At 64.6% G+C, this 17,219-nt stretch carries 14 protein-coding genes; 4 read left to right on the top strand and 10 right to left on the bottom strand.

Annotated elements, in window-relative coordinates; genetic code table 11:
• Positions 1-4 precede the first annotated feature (4 nt).
• The 4 genes from addB (at position 5) to TM49_RS05050 (ending at position 8,870) form a co-directional block, all read left to right on the top strand.
• Positions 5-3,196 (top strand): double-strand break repair protein AddB, encoded by a 3,192-nt coding sequence (gene addB, locus TM49_RS05065; protein ID WP_045679805.1) that lies wholly within the window; start codon positions 5-7, stop codon positions 3,194-3,196.
• Entirely contained in the window at positions 3,189-6,713 is a 3,525-nt protein-coding gene (addA, locus tag TM49_RS05060; RefSeq protein WP_045679804.1) for a double-strand break repair helicase AddA, read from the top strand. Before addB ends, addA begins: the two co-directional genes overlap by 8 nt.
• 114 nt (positions 6,714-6,827) lie before the next feature.
• Positions 6,828-7,151 carry a thioredoxin gene (trxA, locus tag TM49_RS05055; protein ID WP_045679803.1) on the top strand — a complete coding sequence of 108 codons (324 nt, stop codon included), beginning with the start codon at positions 6,828-6,830 and terminating at the stop codon, positions 7,149-7,151.
• A 138-nt stretch (positions 7,152-7,289) separates the two neighbouring features.
• Positions 7,290-8,870 carry an OpgD/OpgG family glucan biosynthesis protein gene (locus TM49_RS05050; protein WP_045679802.1) on the top strand — a complete coding sequence of 527 codons (1,581 nt, stop codon included), beginning with the start codon at positions 7,290-7,292 and terminating at the stop codon, positions 8,868-8,870.
• Between the two features lie 244 nt (positions 8,871-9,114).
• On the opposite strand, the gene TM49_RS23595 is transcribed toward TM49_RS05050, so the two are convergent.
• From TM49_RS23595 to TM49_RS05005, 10 genes are all read right to left on the bottom strand, one after another.
• Entirely contained in the window at positions 9,115-9,267 is a 153-nt protein-coding gene (locus TM49_RS23595) for a hypothetical protein (RefSeq protein ID WP_158498602.1), read from the bottom strand.
• 120 nt (positions 9,268-9,387) lie between these two features.
• Positions 9,388-10,731, bottom strand: a complete 1,344-nt coding sequence (locus tag TM49_RS05045) for a bifunctional folylpolyglutamate synthase/dihydrofolate synthase (protein ID WP_045684794.1) — start codon at positions 10,729-10,731, stop codon at positions 9,388-9,390.
• A 154-nt stretch (positions 10,732-10,885) separates the two neighbouring features.
• Complete coding sequence (gene accD, locus TM49_RS05040; RefSeq protein WP_045684793.1) at positions 10,886-11,818, bottom strand: acetyl-CoA carboxylase, carboxyltransferase subunit beta; 933 nt, start codon at positions 11,816-11,818, stop codon at positions 10,886-10,888.
• Positions 11,819-11,927: 109 nt separating this feature from the next.
• Positions 11,928-12,767 carry a tryptophan synthase subunit alpha gene (gene trpA / locus TM49_RS05035; RefSeq protein ID WP_045679801.1) on the bottom strand — a complete coding sequence of 280 codons (840 nt, stop codon included), beginning with the start codon at positions 12,765-12,767 and terminating at the stop codon, positions 11,928-11,930.
• A gap of 35 nt (positions 12,768-12,802) precedes the next feature.
• Positions 12,803-13,081, bottom strand: a complete 279-nt coding sequence (locus TM49_RS05030) for a hypothetical protein (RefSeq protein WP_045679800.1) — start codon at positions 13,079-13,081, stop codon at positions 12,803-12,805.
• Positions 13,082-13,083: 2 nt separating this feature from the next.
• Entirely contained in the window at positions 13,084-14,304 is a 1,221-nt protein-coding gene (gene trpB, locus TM49_RS05025) for a tryptophan synthase subunit beta (protein ID WP_045684791.1), read from the bottom strand.
• A 12-nt stretch (positions 14,305-14,316) separates the two neighbouring features.
• A complete protein-coding gene (locus TM49_RS05020) occupies positions 14,317-14,979 on the bottom strand; it encodes a phosphoribosylanthranilate isomerase (protein ID WP_045679799.1) in 663 nt (220 codons plus the stop codon).
• Between the two features lie 63 nt (positions 14,980-15,042).
• Positions 15,043-15,783 (bottom strand): M48 family metallopeptidase, encoded by a 741-nt coding sequence (locus TM49_RS05015; protein WP_045679798.1) that lies wholly within the window; start codon positions 15,781-15,783, stop codon positions 15,043-15,045.
• 138 nt (positions 15,784-15,921) lie between these two features.
• Complete coding sequence (locus tag TM49_RS05010; protein WP_045679797.1) at positions 15,922-16,359, bottom strand: DUF2852 domain-containing protein; 438 nt, start codon at positions 16,357-16,359, stop codon at positions 15,922-15,924.
• A 160-nt stretch (positions 16,360-16,519) separates the two neighbouring features.
• Positions 16,520-17,116 carry a nitroreductase family protein gene (locus TM49_RS05005; RefSeq protein ID WP_045684790.1) on the bottom strand — a complete coding sequence of 199 codons (597 nt, stop codon included), beginning with the start codon at positions 17,114-17,116 and terminating at the stop codon, positions 16,520-16,522.
• Between the last annotated feature and the right edge of the window lie 103 nt (positions 17,117-17,219).

Below are 17,219 nucleotides of genomic sequence, written 5' to 3'. Positions count from 1 at the left end.
AGCCGTGGCCGCTGCAGAATTGTGGACGATACCGCCCGGTGCGCCGTTTCTGCAGACGCTGGCCGCAGCGCTGATCGACGGGCGGCTCACCGGCCATTTCCGGCACGATCCGAAGAGCCCGCTTTCGCTTGCCGATGTGACGATATTCCTGCCGACGCGGCGTGCGGTGCGCGTGCTGCGCGCCGAATTCGCAGCCCTTCTGGGCGGTGAGGCGGCGATCCTGCCCGAAATCCGGGCGCTGGGCGAAACCGACGAGGACGAGAGCTTTTTCGAGGATCTCCTGCCGGAAACGGCGGAAGGCCTGCCGCCGATCGAGCCCGTGCCGCGACTTCTTGAGCTTGCCGGCCTGATCCTGCCCTGGCGCAACCGGCTCTCCGATGCCCTTTCCGCTCTCCACGACGGCGCGCCTCTGGTCGCGCCCGCAAGCCCGGCCGATGCCGTGTGGCTTGCCCGCGATCTTGCCGAGCTGATCGACGCGATGGAGACGGAGCGGGTCGACTGGGACAAGCTCGCAAACCTTGAACAGGAGAATTATGCGGCATGGTGGCAACTCACCGCCGAGTTCCTCCAGATCGCGGCCTTCTACTGGCCGGGTCGGCTCGACGAGATCGGCCGCTCATCCGCCATCGCCCACCGCAATGCGCTGCTTTCCAACGAGGCCGAAAAGCTCGCCGCCTATGCCGGCGCCGCCCCCGTGATCATCGCCGGTTCCACCGGCTCGGTTCCGGCGATGGCGGAACTGATCGCGGCGGTGGCCGGCTTGCCGCAAGGGGTCATCGTACTGCCGGGCCTCGATGCCGCGATGCCGGAGGAAGACTGGCAGGCACTGACGCTGGCCGATGCCGTGCCCTCGATGCCCGACCCCTCGATCCGCAGCCATCCGCAATATGAAATGGCCCGCCTGCTGCAGCGCATGGCGCTGACGCGGGAGGATTTCGCGACGCTTGCCAGCGCCGCACCGGCGCTTGAGGCCCGCGCAAGAATCTTCGCCGCCGCCTTTGCCCCGGCGGATGCCACCGACCGCTGGGAAAGCTGGCGCGAGGCTATCGCCGAAGCCGACTTTGCCGACGGTTTTGCTGACGTCTCGCTGATGGAGGCGGCCAATGAGCGGCAGGAGGCGGTGGCAATCGCCGCAGCGCTCAGGCTGGCGCTCGAAGAGCCGGCGGAGGATGGCCGGCCGTCGCGCGCCGCCCTCATCACCCCCGACCGCAACCTTGCCCGCCGGGTTGCCGCCGAACTCCACCGTTTTTCGATCGAGGCCGACGATTCCGCCGGTACGCCGCTTGGCGCGACGCCGCAGGGGACGCTGGCGACGCTGATGCTGGAGGCAGCGCTGAAGCCCGGCGATCCGGCCGTGCTGGCGGCACTGCTGAAACATCCGCTCGCCCGTTTCGGCCTTTCCGCCCGCAAGATGCGCGCCGCAAGCGCCGCCTTCGAGCTGATTGCGCTGAGGGGCGGAACTAGGCCTGTCGATTACGGCCACCTTTCGACTTTCCTCGACAACGCGCTGGAAGCCCAGAAGGACGATCGCCACCCGCCGCACTGGCGAAACGCCCTGCCACGCGATGCCGCCGAAGCCGCCCGCGATCTTGTCGCGCGTATCGATGCCGCGCTTTCAAGCCTCACCGAGACCCATGTCGCCCGCGGGCCGGACCAGCCGCCGCTCACCGAAAGCCATCCGCTTTCCGGCTGGGCCGAGCGCACCGGCCGGGCGCTGGAGGCTGTTGCCATCGACGATGCCGGCGACCTTTCCGCCCTCTGGTCGGGCGAGGCGGGGGAAGGGCTGGCGACGGTGCTTTCCGAAACCATGGCCTCCGAGACGCCGATCGAGGCAGACGGGCCGCAATGGATCGACATCGTTGCGGCGCTGACGGCTTCGGAAGCGGTCAAGCCCCGGCAGATGGGCAATCCGCGCGTCTTCATCTTCGGCGCGGTCGAAGCGCGGCTGCAGGATGCCGACACGATCGTCATTGGCGGGCTGAACGAGGGTGTGTGGCCGACGCAGCCGAAAAACAATCCGTTCCTGTCGCGCGGCATGAAGGCGGAGATCGGGCTGGAGCCGCCGGAGAAACGCACCGGCCAGCTTGCCCACGACTTGACCATGGCGGCAGGCGCCCCGCGCCTCATCCTGTCGCGGGCGCTGAGACAGGGATCGGCACCAACGGTCGCCAGCCGCTGGCTGCAGCGGCTTCTGGCCTTCGGCGGCCCGGCGCTTGCAAAAGGCCTCAAGGCGCGCGGCGATATCATGCTCGGCTGGGCCGATGCGCTGGACGAGGGGCCGCGCACCGCCATTCCCGGCCGGCCGGAGCCCTTTCCGCCAGCCGAAAGCCAACCGGAACGCTATTCCTTCTCCGAGATCGGGCGGCTGAGGCGCGATCCTTACGCGCTCTATGCCCAGAAGGTGCTGAAGCTCGATCCGCTTTCCCCCTTCAACACCGATCCGGCGATCAAGGAGCGCGGCATTCTCTATCACGCGCTGGCCGAGCGTTTCCTGAAGTCCGGCGCCGATGCGGCAACGGAGGAGGGACGGCAGGCGATGGAGGAGATCCTCGCCGGCCTGCTGCTCGAAGCCGAGCTGCCGCCGCATCTGGCGCTGAGCTGGGTGCCGCGACTGAGATCGGTGGCCGCCGAATTCCTGCGTTTCGAGGCGAACCGGCGGGCGACCACGCCGATCGAAACGGTGCTGACCGAAAAGGCCGGCGGTTTCGACATGCCGCTTGCCGAGATCCGGCTGACCGGCATAGCCGACCGGATCGATATTCTGGAAGACGGCACCGCCGAAATCATCGATTACAAGACCGGTCTCTCGCCTTCGCTCAATCAGGCCCGCACCCTGCTGGAGCCGCAATTGCCGCTGGAGGCGGCAGCGCTTGCCGCCGGCGCCTTCAAGGACGTCCCGGCGCTTGAAACGAAAAGCCTCAAGTATGTGCGGCTGAGGCCCGGCCACCGCTTTGGCGTCGATGCGCTGGAAAAGGCTGAGACCAAGAAGGAGGCGGCGATCACGGCGGAAGAACTGGCAAGCGACGCGCTTCGGGAATTCACCCGCTTCGTTACCGCGCTGAAGACCGGCAAGCGGCCGTTTGCCTCGCGGCTGATCCCGGCGAGCGCGCGCGATTTCTCCGGCGAATATGACCACCTTGCCCGCGTCGCCGAATGGTCGACGGCGGACGATAACGGGGAGGGCGGCGATGACTGACGAACCGACGCTCTCCGCCCCGGCAGAGGGCTGGCTGTCCTGGACCACCGGGCGCCAGCGACTTGCCTCGGATCCCGCCCGCACCGTCTGGGTTTCCGCCAATGCCGGCTCCGGCAAGACCCATGTGCTGACCCAGCGCGTGGTGCGGCTGCTGCTTGCCGGCGCGCGGCCCTCGGCGATCCTCTGCCTCACCTATACCAAGGCGGCGGCATCGGAGATGTCGAACCGCGTCTTCCGCCGGCTTGCCGAATGGGCTGTGCTGCCCGAGGCCGAACTCACCGCCGAGATCGCGGAGATCGAGGGCGCGCGGCCGGATGCGCTGAAGATCGCCATGGCGCGGCGGCTGTTCGCCCATGCACTGGAAACGCCCGGCGGGCTGAAGATCCAGACCATTCACGCCTTCTGCGAAAGCCTGCTGCACCGGTTTCCGCTGGAGGCCAATGTCGCCGGGCACTTCTCGGTGCTCGACGACACCGCCGCCGCCACGCTTCTGGCCGATGCCCGCCGGCAGCTTCTGACGGCGACGGCAAGCCGCGAGGATCCCGCCCTTTCCGATGCCTTCCAGACCGTGCTGGATATCGCCGACGAGACGGGTCTGGAAAAACTTCTCGGTGAAATCGTCGCCGCCCGCCACGCCATCCGCCCGTTCCTGACCGAGGCGCGGCGCAAGGGCGGGATCGAGACGGCCTTGCGAAGCGCCTATGGTTTCGGCGAAGGCGACGACGAAGCAAGCATCGCTGCGGAGGCCTGGCCGCTGCCGGGGCTTGAAAGTCTCGGTCCGCTCGTCACCATCGCCCGCGACGACGGCGGTTCGCGCGCGGCCGGCTTTGCCGATCTTTTGCAGCAGGCCGTCGAAGCAACGGATGCTGTCGCGCGCTTCGGCTTGCTGGAAAATGCCTTCCTGACGGCTTCTGGAACACCCAAGGCGGAGTCGACGCTGGTGTTCAAGTCGTTGAGGATCAAGGCACCCGAGATCGGTGAGGCGGTGCTGGCCGCCGCAGCCCGCATCTACGACATCCGCGACCGGCTGAACCGCTTCCGCATCTTCGAAAAGACACGTGCCGCACTGACGCTCGCCGACCGGCTCGATGCCCGTTACGAAGCGCTGAAGGAACGGCGCGGCAAGCTCGATTTCGAGGATCTGATCGCCCGCACCGCAACGCTGCTGACACGGCCGGATTCCGGCCAGTGGATCCACTACAAGCTCGATCAGGGCATCGACCACATTCTCGTCGACGAGGCGCAGGACACCGCGCCGCTGCAATGGGACGTGGTCAGGGCGCTGAGCGAGGACTTTTTCAGTGGTGCGGGCGCAAGGCCCGGCCAGCGCACCATGTTTGCCGTCGGCGATGAAAAGCAGTCGATCTATTCCTTCCAGGGCGCGCGGCCGGAACGCTTCGCCGAGGAGGGCCGGCTGACGCGTCAGCGTGTTACCTCCATCGAGGCCGGTTTCTCGACAATCAGCCTGCCGCTTTCCTTCCGCTCGACGGCCTCGGTGCTGTCGGCCGTTGATCAGGTGTTTTCCCTGCCGGAAAACCGCAAGGGGCTTTCCGCGGCGGATGAAGCGACGGTGCACATCTCCAACCGCACGGGCCATCCGGGCATGGTGGAAGCCTGGGAGATGATCGCGCCGGCCGAGGTCGTCGACGAGGAGGACTGGACCGCGCCTTTCGACGCGACGCCGGAACAGGCGCCCGCCGCCATCCTTGCCCGGCGCATCGCGCAACGCATTTCGCGGATGATCGGCAATGACATGCTGGTCGAGGGCGACCGCGAACGGCCGGTGGAGGCCGGCGACATTCTGGTGCTGGTCAGGAAGCGCGATGCCTTCGTCAATGCTCTCACGCGGGCGCTGAAATCACCTTACGACATTCCCGTCGCCGGCGCCGACCGGCTGAAACTGGCTGACCATATCGCGGTGAAGGACCTGATGGCCCTTGGCCGCTTTGCCGTGCTGCCGGAGGACGACCTGTCGCTGGCGGCGGTGTTCAAGAGCCCGCTGCTCGACCTTTCCGAGGACGATCTCTTCGCCGTTGCGGCAAACCGCAAGCCATTCGAGCATGTCTGGTCGGCGCTCCGTCGGCTTGCTTCTGCCGGTGACGAAAAACTTCGCGATGCCGTCGAAAAGCTCGAACGCGTCATCGCCGCCGCCCGCCGCCGCACGGCGTTCGACTTCTATGCCGGCATTCTGGCGCGCGAGGGCGGCCGGCGGGCCTTTCTCGCCCGGCTCGGCAGCGAGGCCGGCGACATTCTCGATGAGTTCCTGAACGCGGCCAAGGACCACGAGGACACCGGCCTGCCGGGTCTCCAGAGTTTCCTCGACGTGCTGGAAACCGGCGGGCTGGAGGTCAAGCGCGAGCAGGACAAGGGCCGCAACGAGGTCAGGATCATGACCGTGCATGCCTCCAAGGGACTGGAAGCGCCGGTGGTGTTTCTGGTCGACAGCGGCGGCCGGCCGTTTGTCGCAAGCCATCTTTCCGGCTTCCGGACGATGGAGGCGGGCCTGCCGGTCTGGCACGGCTCGAAGAAGGACGGCGACAGCGCCGTGACCGCCGATATCGCCCGGCGCGAGGAGGAGGCGAAGGAGGAATATCGTCGGCTTCTCTACGTGGCGATGACGCGCGCGGCCGATCGCCTGTTCGTCACCGGCTATCGCGGCAAGACCGAGGTGCCGGATTGCTGGCACAGGCTGGTCTGGAGTGCACTTTCGGCCGACGATACAGGCCGTTGCGACACAGTCGAGGTGATGGGACCGGGCGAAGAACAATGGGCGGGGCTCTTGTGGCAGGAGAAGATCCCGCCGCGCCGGTTCGAGCCTGCAAGCGAGGCCACCTCATCCGGCAAGGCCCGCCCGCCGCTGCCGATGGCGTTGACGGAGGCCTACCGCGAGGCCGCTCGTCCCGCCCCGCCGCTCAGCCCCTCCAAGGCCGGCATCGAGGTGGAAGACCCCGCTCCGCTCACCGCCTCGCCGCTCTTTGCCGAGCGCAGGACCAATCTGGCACTCGAGCGCGGCCGTCTCGTCCACCGGCTGCTGCAGCTCCTGCCGGGCTTTGCACCGGAAGACCGCGACGGCGCCTGCCGGCGCTATCTCGAGCGCGCCGGCCATCATCTGCCGGAAGACGAGACGGCTCGCATAGCGGCAAGCGTGCTCACGGTGATGGCGGACCCACGTCTTGCATCCGTGTTCGCAGCGAATGCCCGCGCCGAGGTCTCGATCACCGGCACGGTGCGCCTCGAGGGTGGCAGCTACACGGTTTCCGGCCGTCTCGACCGTCTGGCGGTGGACGGCAACCGCGTGGTGCTGGTCGATTTCAAGACCAACCGCAACCCGCCGGAAGACGGCGCGCCGGTGCCCTTCAGCCATGCCGCCCAGATGGCGGTCTATCGCGAGATCCTGAACCCGCTCTATCCGGAGAAGGCGATCGACTGCGTTCTGGTCTATACCGAAACGGCGGCTGTCAGACGCCTTGACACGACGGAACTGGCCGAGGCCCTTGCGGGCCTGACCACAAAGTGAAACCATCGCCATTGATTTTTCCGCCAGCCATGCTCACATGGATGCCAAATCTACGATATTGCGAAAGTATCTCCGCACATCGGTCATGCTCTCGCATTTGCCAAGGAGCGCAACATGACGACAGTCAAGGTCAATACCGCCAACTTCAAGCAGGAAGTGCTTGAATCCGCCGAACCCGTCGTGGTCGATTTCTGGGCCGAATGGTGCGGCCCGTGCCGGATGATCGGTCCGAGCCTGGAAGAAATCGCCGAGGAAATGGGCGGCAAGGTCAAGATCGCCAAGGTCAATGTCGATGACAATCCGGATCTTGCGGTCCAGTACGGCGTCCGCTCCATCCCGATGCTCGCAATGTTCAAGGGTGGCGAGCTTGCCGACGTCAAGGTCGGCGCCGCCCCCAAGACCGCGCTTTCGAGCTGGATTTCCGGCGCCGTCAGCTAAGGCCAGACCCGTCTTCCGCATACCGAAGCCCGCGTTTTCGCGGGCTTCAACGATTTTGCGGAGAGGAGGGGAACTTTGGACCCTCTGCCGCGTTGAAGCATTCAGACTCACCATGGCAAATCCGGAGTTCCCCGCCCGATGACGATTCGTTCCGTTTCGCCCGCCCTTCTCCGCCGTCTCGCCCCCGTTCTTCTCGCGACACTGATCGCGGCTCCCGCCGCAGCCCAGAACTTCGAGCCCGCGCTCGGACCGGCCGAGCCGTTCTCCTTCGACACGCTCGCCGACAAGGCCAAGGCGATGTCGAAAGAACCGTTCGAGCCTTATCCCGTGCAGTCGCCGGAGCTGTTCGACAAGATCGACTATGACGCGCACTGGAAGATCGTGTTCCGCAAGGAACACACCGTCGATGTCGGCGGGGCGCCCGTGCAATTCTTCCACCAGGGCCGCTATTTCAAGGAGCCGGTGACCATCAACCTCGTGAAGGACGGCGAAGCCCGCGAGGTACTCTATAACGCCGATTACTTCACCATGCCGGAAGACAGCCCCGCAAAGGCGGTCGAGGATTTCGCCGGCTGGGCCGGTTTCCGGGTGATGCGGCCGGACATGAAAACCGACTGGATCTCCTTCCTCGGCGCGAGTTACTTTCGTACCGACGGTCCGGACAAGCAGTATGGCCTCTCAGCCCGCGCGCTGGCCGTCGATACCGGACTTTCGACGCCCGAGGAATTCCCGCGCTTCACCGCCTTTTATCTCGAAGAGGACGACAAGCCCGGCGACAACATCGTCATCTACGCGCTGCTCGACAGTCCGAGCGTTGCCGGCGCCTACCGGATCGAGGCCGAAAACACCGATGGCGAAGGCCAGGTGCTGCATATCAAGAGCAAGCTGTTCTTCCGCGAGGCCGTCGAGCGTCTCGGTATCGCGCCGCTGACCTCGATGTACTGGTATTCCGAGACCCACCGCAACATGGCCTTCGACTGGCGCCCGGAGGTGCATGACAGCGACGGTCTCGAAGTGGTCACCGGTTCCGGCGAGCAGATCTGGCGTCCGCTCAACAATCCCGACCGCGTCGTTACCTCGAGCTTCTACGACGAAAACCCGAAGGGTTTCGGCCTGATCCAGCGCGACCGCAATTTCGACCACTATCAGGATGACGGCGTGTTCTACAACAAGCGCTCATCAGCCTGGGTCGTTCCGGAAGGTGACTGGGGCAAGGGTATGGTCCAGCTCGTGGAGCTGCCCTCCGACGACGAGATCTACGACAACATCGTTGCCTATTGGCTGCCGGAGGATCTTCCCGAAGCCGGCGACGAACGCGACTTCTCCTACACGCTGAACTGGGTCGAGACCGCCCCGCCGAACGCCGAACTGGCCGAAACCATCGCCAGCCGCGTCGGCCGCGGCGGCGTGCCGGGCCAGCCGCGTCCGCGCGATCAGGTCAAGGTCGTCGTCGATTTCTCCGGCCGGGCGGTCAAGGGCCTTACGGTAGATGATGACGTGAAGCCCAACATCTCGGTCGGCGCCGGCGCCGAGCTGATCAACGCCTATGCCATGCCGATCGTCGGCACCGACGACTGGCGGCTGACCTACGACCTGAAATTCGACGATACCGCCGACACGATCGACGTGCGCGCTTATCTCGATCAGGACGGCAAGCCGCTGACGGAAACCTGGCTCGGCCAGTTTCACCGCCTGCAGTTCGAAAACCCGCCGAACTGAGTCCGAAGCGGTTTCAAAGCGGCCTTCGATCCGAAAACAGAAGACCCGGCTGGCACCCACCAGCCGGTCTTTTTCGATCGGCAATGGCCAGATCCGAGCGTCAGGGCGGCATTCGCCTACACGACACCACGGTCTTCAGGGTGGAAGAGCGTTCAGAAAACACAAAGCCCGGCGCGCATGCGGCCGGGCACGGAAGGACATCGGGTCGGTCGCGGGGGCCTGGGCCTCTTCCGCTACCGCAAACTTACTTGAAGCTGTTGGGATACCGCTTGCGGGCTTCTGCGACGACTTCGTTGTAGGTATCGAAGAAATCGGTAACGCCACGCGAGAAACGGGCGATCGGGTTGCGCGAACGGGTTTGTCCGGCGAAGTTCGGGTCGTTGCGATGTGCAGCCATTGTCTTGCTCCTGTAACCATCTGTTGCAAGACGTATATAAGGGACTGCTTTCTATTCAGAAATGCCGTTTGCCACAACGCAGCCATGCAGAAACATCACATGAGGCCGAACGCCTGCCTATCAAAGCGGCGGTGTGCCGTTCTCCGCCAGCGCATTTCCCGCAAAATAGAGCGAGCCGCCGATCAGGATGCGCGGGGCCGGCTGATCGGGTTTCAGCCGGAAGGCGATGGCTTCGAGCGCTTCCGAAATCGAAGACACAGGCTCGGCCGAAAGCCCTGCATCGGCCGCGGAGGACGCAAGCGCCACCGGGTCGATGGTGGCTTCCGTTCCCCGGATCGGGGCGCAGTAGACATAGTGGGCGAGACCGGCGAAATGCTCGAAGAAGCCGAACGGATCCTTGGTGTTGATCATGCCGATGATCAGGAAGAGCGGCCGCGGATCGCGTTCTTCGAACCCCGCCAGCGCCTCGGCGATGACCTCGCCGGCACCGGGATTGTGCCCGCCGTCGACCCACATCTCGGAGCCGATCGGCGCAAGCTGCACCAGTTCTCCGCTGGTCAGACGCTGCAGGCGCGCCGGCCAGAACACGTTCAGCATCGCCTGTTCGACAGCATGCTCGTCGACCGAAAATCCGGCAGCCTTGACCGCCGCGATCGCCGCCGCCGCATTGGCATACTGGTGGCGACCGGGCAGGGCCGGCAGCGGCAGATCGAGCAGGCCATCGCCATCCTGATAGACCAGCCGGCCATGCTCCTCATGCGCGGAAAAATCCTGCCCGTAGAGATGCAGCGGACAGCCGAGCCGGTCGGCGGTGGCAATCAGCACCTCTTCGGCAGCCTCAAAATCCTGCTGGCCGATGACCACCGGCACGCCAGGTTTCATGATCCCCGCCTTTTCCGCGGCAATCAGCTCGACCTTGTCGCCGAGATAGGCCTGATGATCGAGCGAGATCGGCATGACGACCGAAACCGCGGGCTTTTCGATGATGTTGGTCGCGTCGAAACGGCCACCGAGGCCGACTTCGAGAATGACCGCGTCGGCTGGAATATCGGCAAACAGCACGAAGGCCGCGGCCGTCAGCAGCTCGAACACCGTCGCCTTGACACCGGCATTCGCCGCTTCGACACGGCGCAGGGTTTCGGCGAGGAGAGCATCATCGACAAAAGCGCTGGCGCCGCCGGGCCCACCGATGCGGAAGCGCTCGTGCCAGTGGACGAGGTGGGGGGAGGAATGGACATGAACGGACAGCCCCGCCGCCTCCAGCAGCGCGCGCGAAAAGGCGCTTGCCGAGCCCTTGCCGTTGGTGCCCGCAATGTGGATAACGGGCGGCAGCGACAGATGCGGATTGCCGAGCTTGGCAAGGAGCACGGCGATCCTGTCGAGCGAAAGGTCGATGCCCTTGGGATGGAGCTGAAGCAGGTGTTCGATGACCCGCTCGGCGGCGCCGAATGATTGGTCAGGCATGGTGTTTCCAGTTTCCGGGCGCGAGGCAGCGCCGCTGATCTGCTGCGGCACTTTCGCCGGGCCGTGTGGCCCGGGCTGCCGGCGCCCGGCTATCCGGCGTTGCGTGGTTTCTTGCTGCCGGAACGCCGCCGGCAGCCGGGAAGGGCGGCCCGGTTCAGGGGGCGGCGGGCACTTCGGCGCCCGCTTCCGCCGGGACCGGGTGATGCGGCGGCTCAAGCAGTGCGCTGGCGGCCGTGCCGGGCACGCCGGTCATGATCTTCAGCACCCGCGCCAGCGTGGCGGGGATATCGTGACGCTTGACCACCATGTCGACCATGCCGTGGTCGAGGAGATATTCCGCCGTCTGGAAGCCGTCCGGAAGCTGTTCGCGGATCGTCTGCTCGATGACACGGCGGCCGGCAAAGCCGATCTCCGCGCCGGGTTCGGCAATGTGCAGATCACCCAGCATCGCGTAGGAAGCGGAAACGCCGCCCGTTGTCGGATTGGTGAGCACGACGATATAGGGCAGGCTCGCCTCGCGCATCATTTCCACCATCACGGTCACGCGCGGCATCTGCATCAGCGACAGGATGCCTTCTTGCATGCGCGCGCCGCCCGATGCCGGGAAGATCACCAGAGGGCATTTTTCGGCAAGCGCACGGTCGAAGGCCTGGATGATCGCCTCGCCGGCAGCCATGCCCAGCGAACCACCGAGAAACTTGAACTCATGGACGACGCCGACGAGTTTCAGACCCTGCAATTCGCCGATGCCGGCGATGATCGTGTCTTCCTGGTCGGTCTTCGCCCGATTTTCCTTCAGACGGTCGGCATATTTCTTGGAATCGCGGAACTTCAGCGGGTCCTGCGCCACCTTCGGCTGCGGCAGGTCCTCGTAGACGCCGCCATCGAAGAGATCGGCAAGCCGCGCGCGCGCCGGCATCTTCATATGGAAGCCGGAGGAGGGGATGACCCACTTGTTTTCCTCGAGGTCCGTGTGAAACACCATGGCCCCTGTCTCGGGGCACTTGATCCACAAATTCTCGGGAACCTCACGGCGGCCGAACATGGAATTGATCCGCGGCCGAACGTAATTTGTAATCCAGTTCACCAAAAGAACCTCCTGCTTTGCCGTCTCGCGACGGAAATGCTTCTTTTATCTACGCACGCGACAGCGGGATCCCCGCCGCCGTGCATCAATGGCCTGCCGTGTGCCAGATTTACTCCGCCGCCGCAAGCCGGGCGTCACGCACGCCACTCGAGAGCCCACGCACGAAAGTGGCCACCGCATCAACCGTGTCCTTGCCGCCCTTGCCGTTCGCATCGAGGCTGCCGGCAATCTGGTTGACCACCGCGGTACCGACAACAACGCCATCGGCCGCCGCGCCGATGATGCGCGCATGCTCCGCCGTCTTGACGCCAAAGCCGACGCAGACCGGCAGGTCCGTATGCGCCTTGATGCGGGCGACAGCGGCGCCGATCTTCGAGGTATCCGGCAGCGCCGAGCCGGTGATGCCGTTCATCGAGACATAGTAGACGAAGCCCGACGTATTGTTCAGCACCGTCGGCAGGCGCTTTTCATCCGTCGTCGGCGTGGCCAGGCGAATGAAGTTCAGGCCCTTGGCCAGCGCCGGGGTGCAGAGTTCCTCATCCATCTCCGGCGGCAGGTCGACGATGATCAGGCCGTCAATGCCGGCATCGAGCGCATCTTCGATGAAGGCGTCGACGCCATGGATATAGATCGGATTGTAATAGCCCATCATCACGATCGGCGTATCGGCGTCGGTCTTGCGGAATTGCCGGGCGAGGTCGAGGGTCTTCACCAGCGTCTGGCCACCCTTCAGTGCCCTCAGGCCGGCCATCTGGATCGCGGGGCCATCTGCCATCGGATCGGAAAATGGCATGCCAAGCTCGATCACATCCGCGCCCGCCTTTGGCAGCGCCTTCATGATCTGAAGCGAGGTGTCGAAATCCGGATCGCCGCCCATGAAATAGGTGATCAGCGCCGGCCGGCCCTCGGCCTTCAATGCGGCAAAGCGTTTTTCCATACGTTCGGTCATACTCAACTCCGTGGCATCTTCGATGCGAATTCCGTCTACTCGTCTGCTTCCGACCAGGCCGTGATCGCCTTGACCAGCGACTTGTGCACCGCCTTCATGTTCAGGACGAGGCTGTCGATCTCGGCCGTGGCGTTGCCACCGGATGCGAGCGTGTTCAGCGCGGCGACAAGCTCGATATTGAACAGGTTCTGATGCGCCAGCCCCTCGATCACGGCGCGCCTGAGCTCGTCCTTGGTGCCGTCTTCTTCCTCGATGATTTCGAACAGCGCTTCCGCGAGTTCGGCCATCTCCTCGATGGTTTCCTCCCGCGACATGCTTACATCTCCATGCCGAGAAGCTTGCCCACGGTATGCACGTCCTTGTCGCCGCGGCCGGAAAGATTGGCGAGGATGATCTCGTCCTTGCCCATCTGCGGCGCGCGCTTGACGATTTCGGCGATCGCGTGGCTTGCCTCAAGCGCCGGAATGATGCCTTCGAGCCTCGTCATCAGCTGGAATGCCTCCAGCGCCTCGTCGTCGAGGATCGGCACATAGTCGACGCGACCGATATCGTTGAGCCAGGAGTGCTCCGGGCCGATGCCCGGATAGTCGAGGCCGGCCGAAATCGAGTGACCTTCCTTGATCTGGCCGTCCTCGTTCTGCAGCAGATAGGTGCGGTTGCCATGCAGCACGCCAGGCGAGCCGGCCGTCAGCGAGGCGCAGTGTTCCTCGCCATTGAGCCCGCGCCCGCCGGCCTCGACACCGACGATCTTGACATCGGCGTCATCGAGGAAGGGATGGAAGATGCCGATCGCGTTCGAACCGCCGCCCACGGCAGCGATGACGAGATCCGGCAGCCGGCCTTCGGCCTCGAGGATCTGTTCGCGGGCTTCCGTGCCGATCACCGACTGGAAGTCGCGCACCATTTCCGGATAGGGATGCGGGCCGGCGGCCGTGCCGATCAGGTAATAGGTGTCCTCGACATTGGTGACCCAGTCGCGCAACGCCTCGTTCATCGCGTCCTTCAGCGTGCCGTGGCCGGCCGTCACAGGCTTCACCTCTGCACCAAGCAGCTTCATGCGGAACACGTTCGGCGCCTGGCGCTCGACATCGGTGGCGCCCATGTAGACGACGCAGGGCAGGCCGAAGCGGGCGGCGACGGTGGCAGACGCCACGCCGTGCTGGCCGGCACCGGTCTCGGCAATGATCCGGGTCTTGCCCATGCGCTTGGCGAGCAGGATCTGGCCGATGCAGTTGTTGATCTTGTGCGAGCCGGTGTGGTTCAGCTCCTCGCGCTTGAAATAGATCTTGGCGCCGCCGAGATGCTCGGAAAGCCGCTCGGCGTAATAGATCGGGCTCGGCCGGCCGATATAGTGCTTGCCGAGCGATTTGAGCTCCGCCTGGAAGGCCGGATCGTTCTTCGCCTTTTCCCATTCGGCCTCAAGGTCGAGGATGAGCGGCATCAGCGTTTCGGCGACGAAGCGGCCGCCGAAAATGCCGAAGAGGCCGCTGTCGTCAGGTCCGGATCGGAAGGAATTCGGTTTCGGCGTCTCGTTCACGATCATTCTCCATCAGGCCGTCTTCAGCGACAGAGCCGCTTCGACAGCATCAAAAAAGGCATCGATCCGGGCGGGGTCCTTGATGCCGGGCGCGCTTTCGACGCCAGACGACATGTCGAGCCCTGGCGCACCCGTGACGGCAAGCGCCTCGGCGACATTTTCGGAATTCAGCCCGCCGGACAGGAAATAAGGGATAGTCGGGTCCATGGCTTCAAGCAAGCGCCAATCAAAGGTAACGCCGTTTCCGCCGGGAAGGTCGGCACCGGCCGGCGGCTTGGCATCGAGCAGCATTCGATCGGCGACACCGCGATATTCCTCGATCATGGCAAGGTCGGCTTCGCTGCGCACCGAAAGCGCCTTGATCACCGGAAGGCCGAACAGCGCCTTGACCGTCACCACCCGCTCGGCGCTTTCATGGCCATGGAGCTGCAGCATGTCGGGGCGCGCCGCGTAGACGATTTCCTCAAGCAGGTCGTTATCGGCATTCACGGTGACGGCCACCGTCTTTGCCCGGCCGCGGACATGGGCGATCAGGTCGGCGGCGACATCAGGCTCGACATGGCGCGGGCTCTTCTCGAAGAAGATGAAGCCCACATGGCTCGCGCCGCGCCGGATGACGTGGTCGAGGGTCTCGGTGCGCGAAATGCCGCAAATCTTGATGTCTGGCCGTTTCATGTCCGTTTCTTATCATATCGTCGCGTCAGTCGCGACCGCCTCATCTTCACGTTTTGCCGGCCCTCAGAACCGGACGGCATGCAGGAATGAACCCTCGGCCTTCAGCCAGGCGCGCGCTTCCTCGGTGCGCGGGCAAAGCTTGCGGCAAAGCGCCCAGAAGCGCGGCCCGTGGTTCATCTCCGTCAGATGCGCGACCTCATGAGCTGCAAGATAGTCAATGACATAGGGCGGTGCCATGGCAAGGCGCCACGAGAAATTGAGATTTCCGGCCGAAGAACACGAGCCCCAGCGGCTGCGGGTATCCTTGAAGGTGATCGTCTTGAAGGCCTTGCCGCTGGCAGCGGCGTGGAAGGCGGCGCGATCGGTCAGGATGCGCTTTGCCTCTTTCTTCAGATGCTCTGCGACACGCCGGCCGGTCGCCTCCGGCGGCCCGCTGACAAGCAGGACCCGCACGCCATCCTCCACACGGCTTTCGGTGAGGCCCCTGAGGCGGCCGCTGTGGCGCACGACATGCGGCTCGCCAAGCACCGGCAAGCTACAGCCGTCCTCGACCGTGATGCCGCGATCGGCTAGCCGGCCGACGCGGTCCATGAGCCAGTCGTGATGGCGGCGCAGGAAGCCGTCGACCTCGTGGCGGGCGAGGCCCGGCGGCACGGTGAGGCTGACGCCGTGTCCGCCGGGCTCGATCTTCAGCGTCATCCGCCGGGCGCGCGCATTGGTGCGCACGGTCAGCGGCAGGCGCCGCTCGCCAAGCTCGATCACGCTCTTGTCTTCCGCGGTCCGGGGTCGTTTGAGGAATTTCATGAGTGAAGCGGTACAGCCATTGGCGGCGTTGCGCCAGCATTGCCGGGCCAAAACCGCACAAAAAAACCGGCACCGCCCTGGGGGAAAGGCAATGCCGGGAACCTAACGGAGGTCAAACCGTCGTAAGTGTCTTCACTCTTATGCTTCCGGCGCAGGGGTGCCGCCGAAGCCGGTGTTGTTGCGCTCCCGCATGAAGCGGTCGAATTCCTCACGGTCGCGCGCCTTCCTGAGCTCGTCCGTGTAGCGGTCGAATTCAGCACGCATCTCGTCGAGCTTGCGCCGCTCTTCGTCGATGCGCTGCATCTCGCTGCGACGCCACTCATCGAAGGCGGCGTTGCCGGTCGACGACATACGATCGTCGGCCTGTCGCATGCTATCCTTCATGCTGCGGCGGCAGGAGCCGAACGCACGGCCCGCGGAACGCTTCCATTCGCTGCGGTTCATGTTCAGCCGATCGCCCCAGATGATGTAGGCGAGCATGACCAGCCCGAGCGGCCAGAAAACGATAAACCCGACGACCATCAGCGCGATCGTAAGTGGCGTCCACGCCGGACGCAGCAATGCGGTCTCGTTCATCTCAGTCTCTTCCTCGCTTTACTTCGGCGAAACAAACCGCCGATGATCACGATATGGAAATCCCAAGGTTTGGCTTCAAGTGTAAATCGGAAGTGCTTGGATGATTCATGTCAAACAAGGCGAAATTTGGAAATGGCGATCAGTTTTGCCAAATGAGAGATCAATCCGCCGTGAAACTGCCCTCGAATGCGACCTCGGCCAGTGCCTTGCGTGTGCTCTGCACCTCGCGTTCGCGAAGCGGTTTGGGCAGGGTTTCCTTGTGGCCATATTTGCCGACGACGAAGGCCATGTTGACCGCGTAGTCGGCGGGAATGCCGTAATGCTCCGCGATCCTGTCCTTGTGGATGCCGGCCATGCCATGGGTCTCGTAACCCATCAGCTTGGCCTGCAGGGCCGCCGCCATCCAGGCCGCACCGCTGTCGAAGGCATGCGTTGCGTTGTCGACAAGAGTGCCGTCCCGGCTTTTCCGCTTGGCGTGTGAAATGACGAAGACCAGTGCCGAGGCATTTCCCGCCCAGACCTGGTTGCCATCCATCAGCAGCCCGACGGCATCATCGAAGCCATCCGTACCGCGCAGCGCATAGACGAACCGCCATGGCTGGCCGTTGCCCGAAGAGGGCGCCCAATGGGCGGCATCGAGGATGGTGAGAAAGTCCGCTTTCGGCATGGGCTGGCCATCAAAGGCGCGCGGCGCCCAGCGGTTCAGAAACAGCGGGTCGATCGGATATTCGGAATGGCGGTGGTTGGAGTCGGTCATGAAAAATGCCTTTGCGCAATGAAAGCGAGACAGGGCCGGCGCACCGGGCGGCGCCATTCTGCAGGAAAGTGACCCGCCAGATATAGGCCTCCAGCGTAAAGGC

The organism is Martelella endophytica (assembly GCF_000960975.1).
Lineage (GTDB): Bacteria > Pseudomonadota > Alphaproteobacteria > Rhizobiales > Rhizobiaceae > Martelella > Martelella endophytica.
This window is presented reverse-complemented; position numbering and strand designations above follow the sequence as displayed.

Excerpts from the sequence above, each read along its gene's own strand:
- TM49_RS05030 (WP_045679800.1), bottom strand. The coding sequence starts at position 13,081 with ATGTCGCGGGAGGAAACCATCGAGGAGATGGCCGAACTCGCGGAAGCG.
- TM49_RS05015 (WP_045679798.1), bottom strand. The coding sequence starts at position 15,783 with ATGAAATTCCTCAAACGACCCCGGACCGCGGAAGACAAGAGCGTGATC.
- trpA (WP_045679801.1), bottom strand. The coding sequence starts at position 12,767 with ATGACCGAACGTATGGAAAAACGCTTTGCCGCATTGAAGGCCGAGGGC.
- addA (WP_045679804.1), top strand. The coding sequence starts at position 3,189 with ATGACTGACGAACCGACGCTCTCCGCCCCGGCAGAGGGCTGGCTGTCC.
- TM49_RS23595 (WP_158498602.1), bottom strand. The coding sequence starts at position 9,267 with ATGGCTGCACATCGCAACGACCCGAACTTCGCCGGACAAACCCGTTCG.
- TM49_RS05045 (WP_045684794.1), bottom strand. The coding sequence starts at position 10,731 with ATGCCTGACCAATCATTCGGCGCCGCCGAGCGGGTCATCGAACACCTG.
- TM49_RS05005 (WP_045684790.1), bottom strand. The coding sequence starts at position 17,116 with ATGACCGACTCCAACCACCGCCATTCCGAATATCCGATCGACCCGCTG.
- TM49_RS05010 (WP_045679797.1), bottom strand. The coding sequence starts at position 16,359 with ATGAACGAGACCGCATTGCTGCGTCCGGCGTGGACGCCACTTACGATC.
- trxA (WP_045679803.1), top strand. The coding sequence starts at position 6,828 with ATGACGACAGTCAAGGTCAATACCGCCAACTTCAAGCAGGAAGTGCTT.
- TM49_RS05020 (WP_045679799.1), bottom strand. The coding sequence starts at position 14,979 with ATGAAACGGCCAGACATCAAGATTTGCGGCATTTCGCGCACCGAGACC.
- TM49_RS05050 (WP_045679802.1), top strand. The coding sequence starts at position 7,290 with ATGACGATTCGTTCCGTTTCGCCCGCCCTTCTCCGCCGTCTCGCCCCC.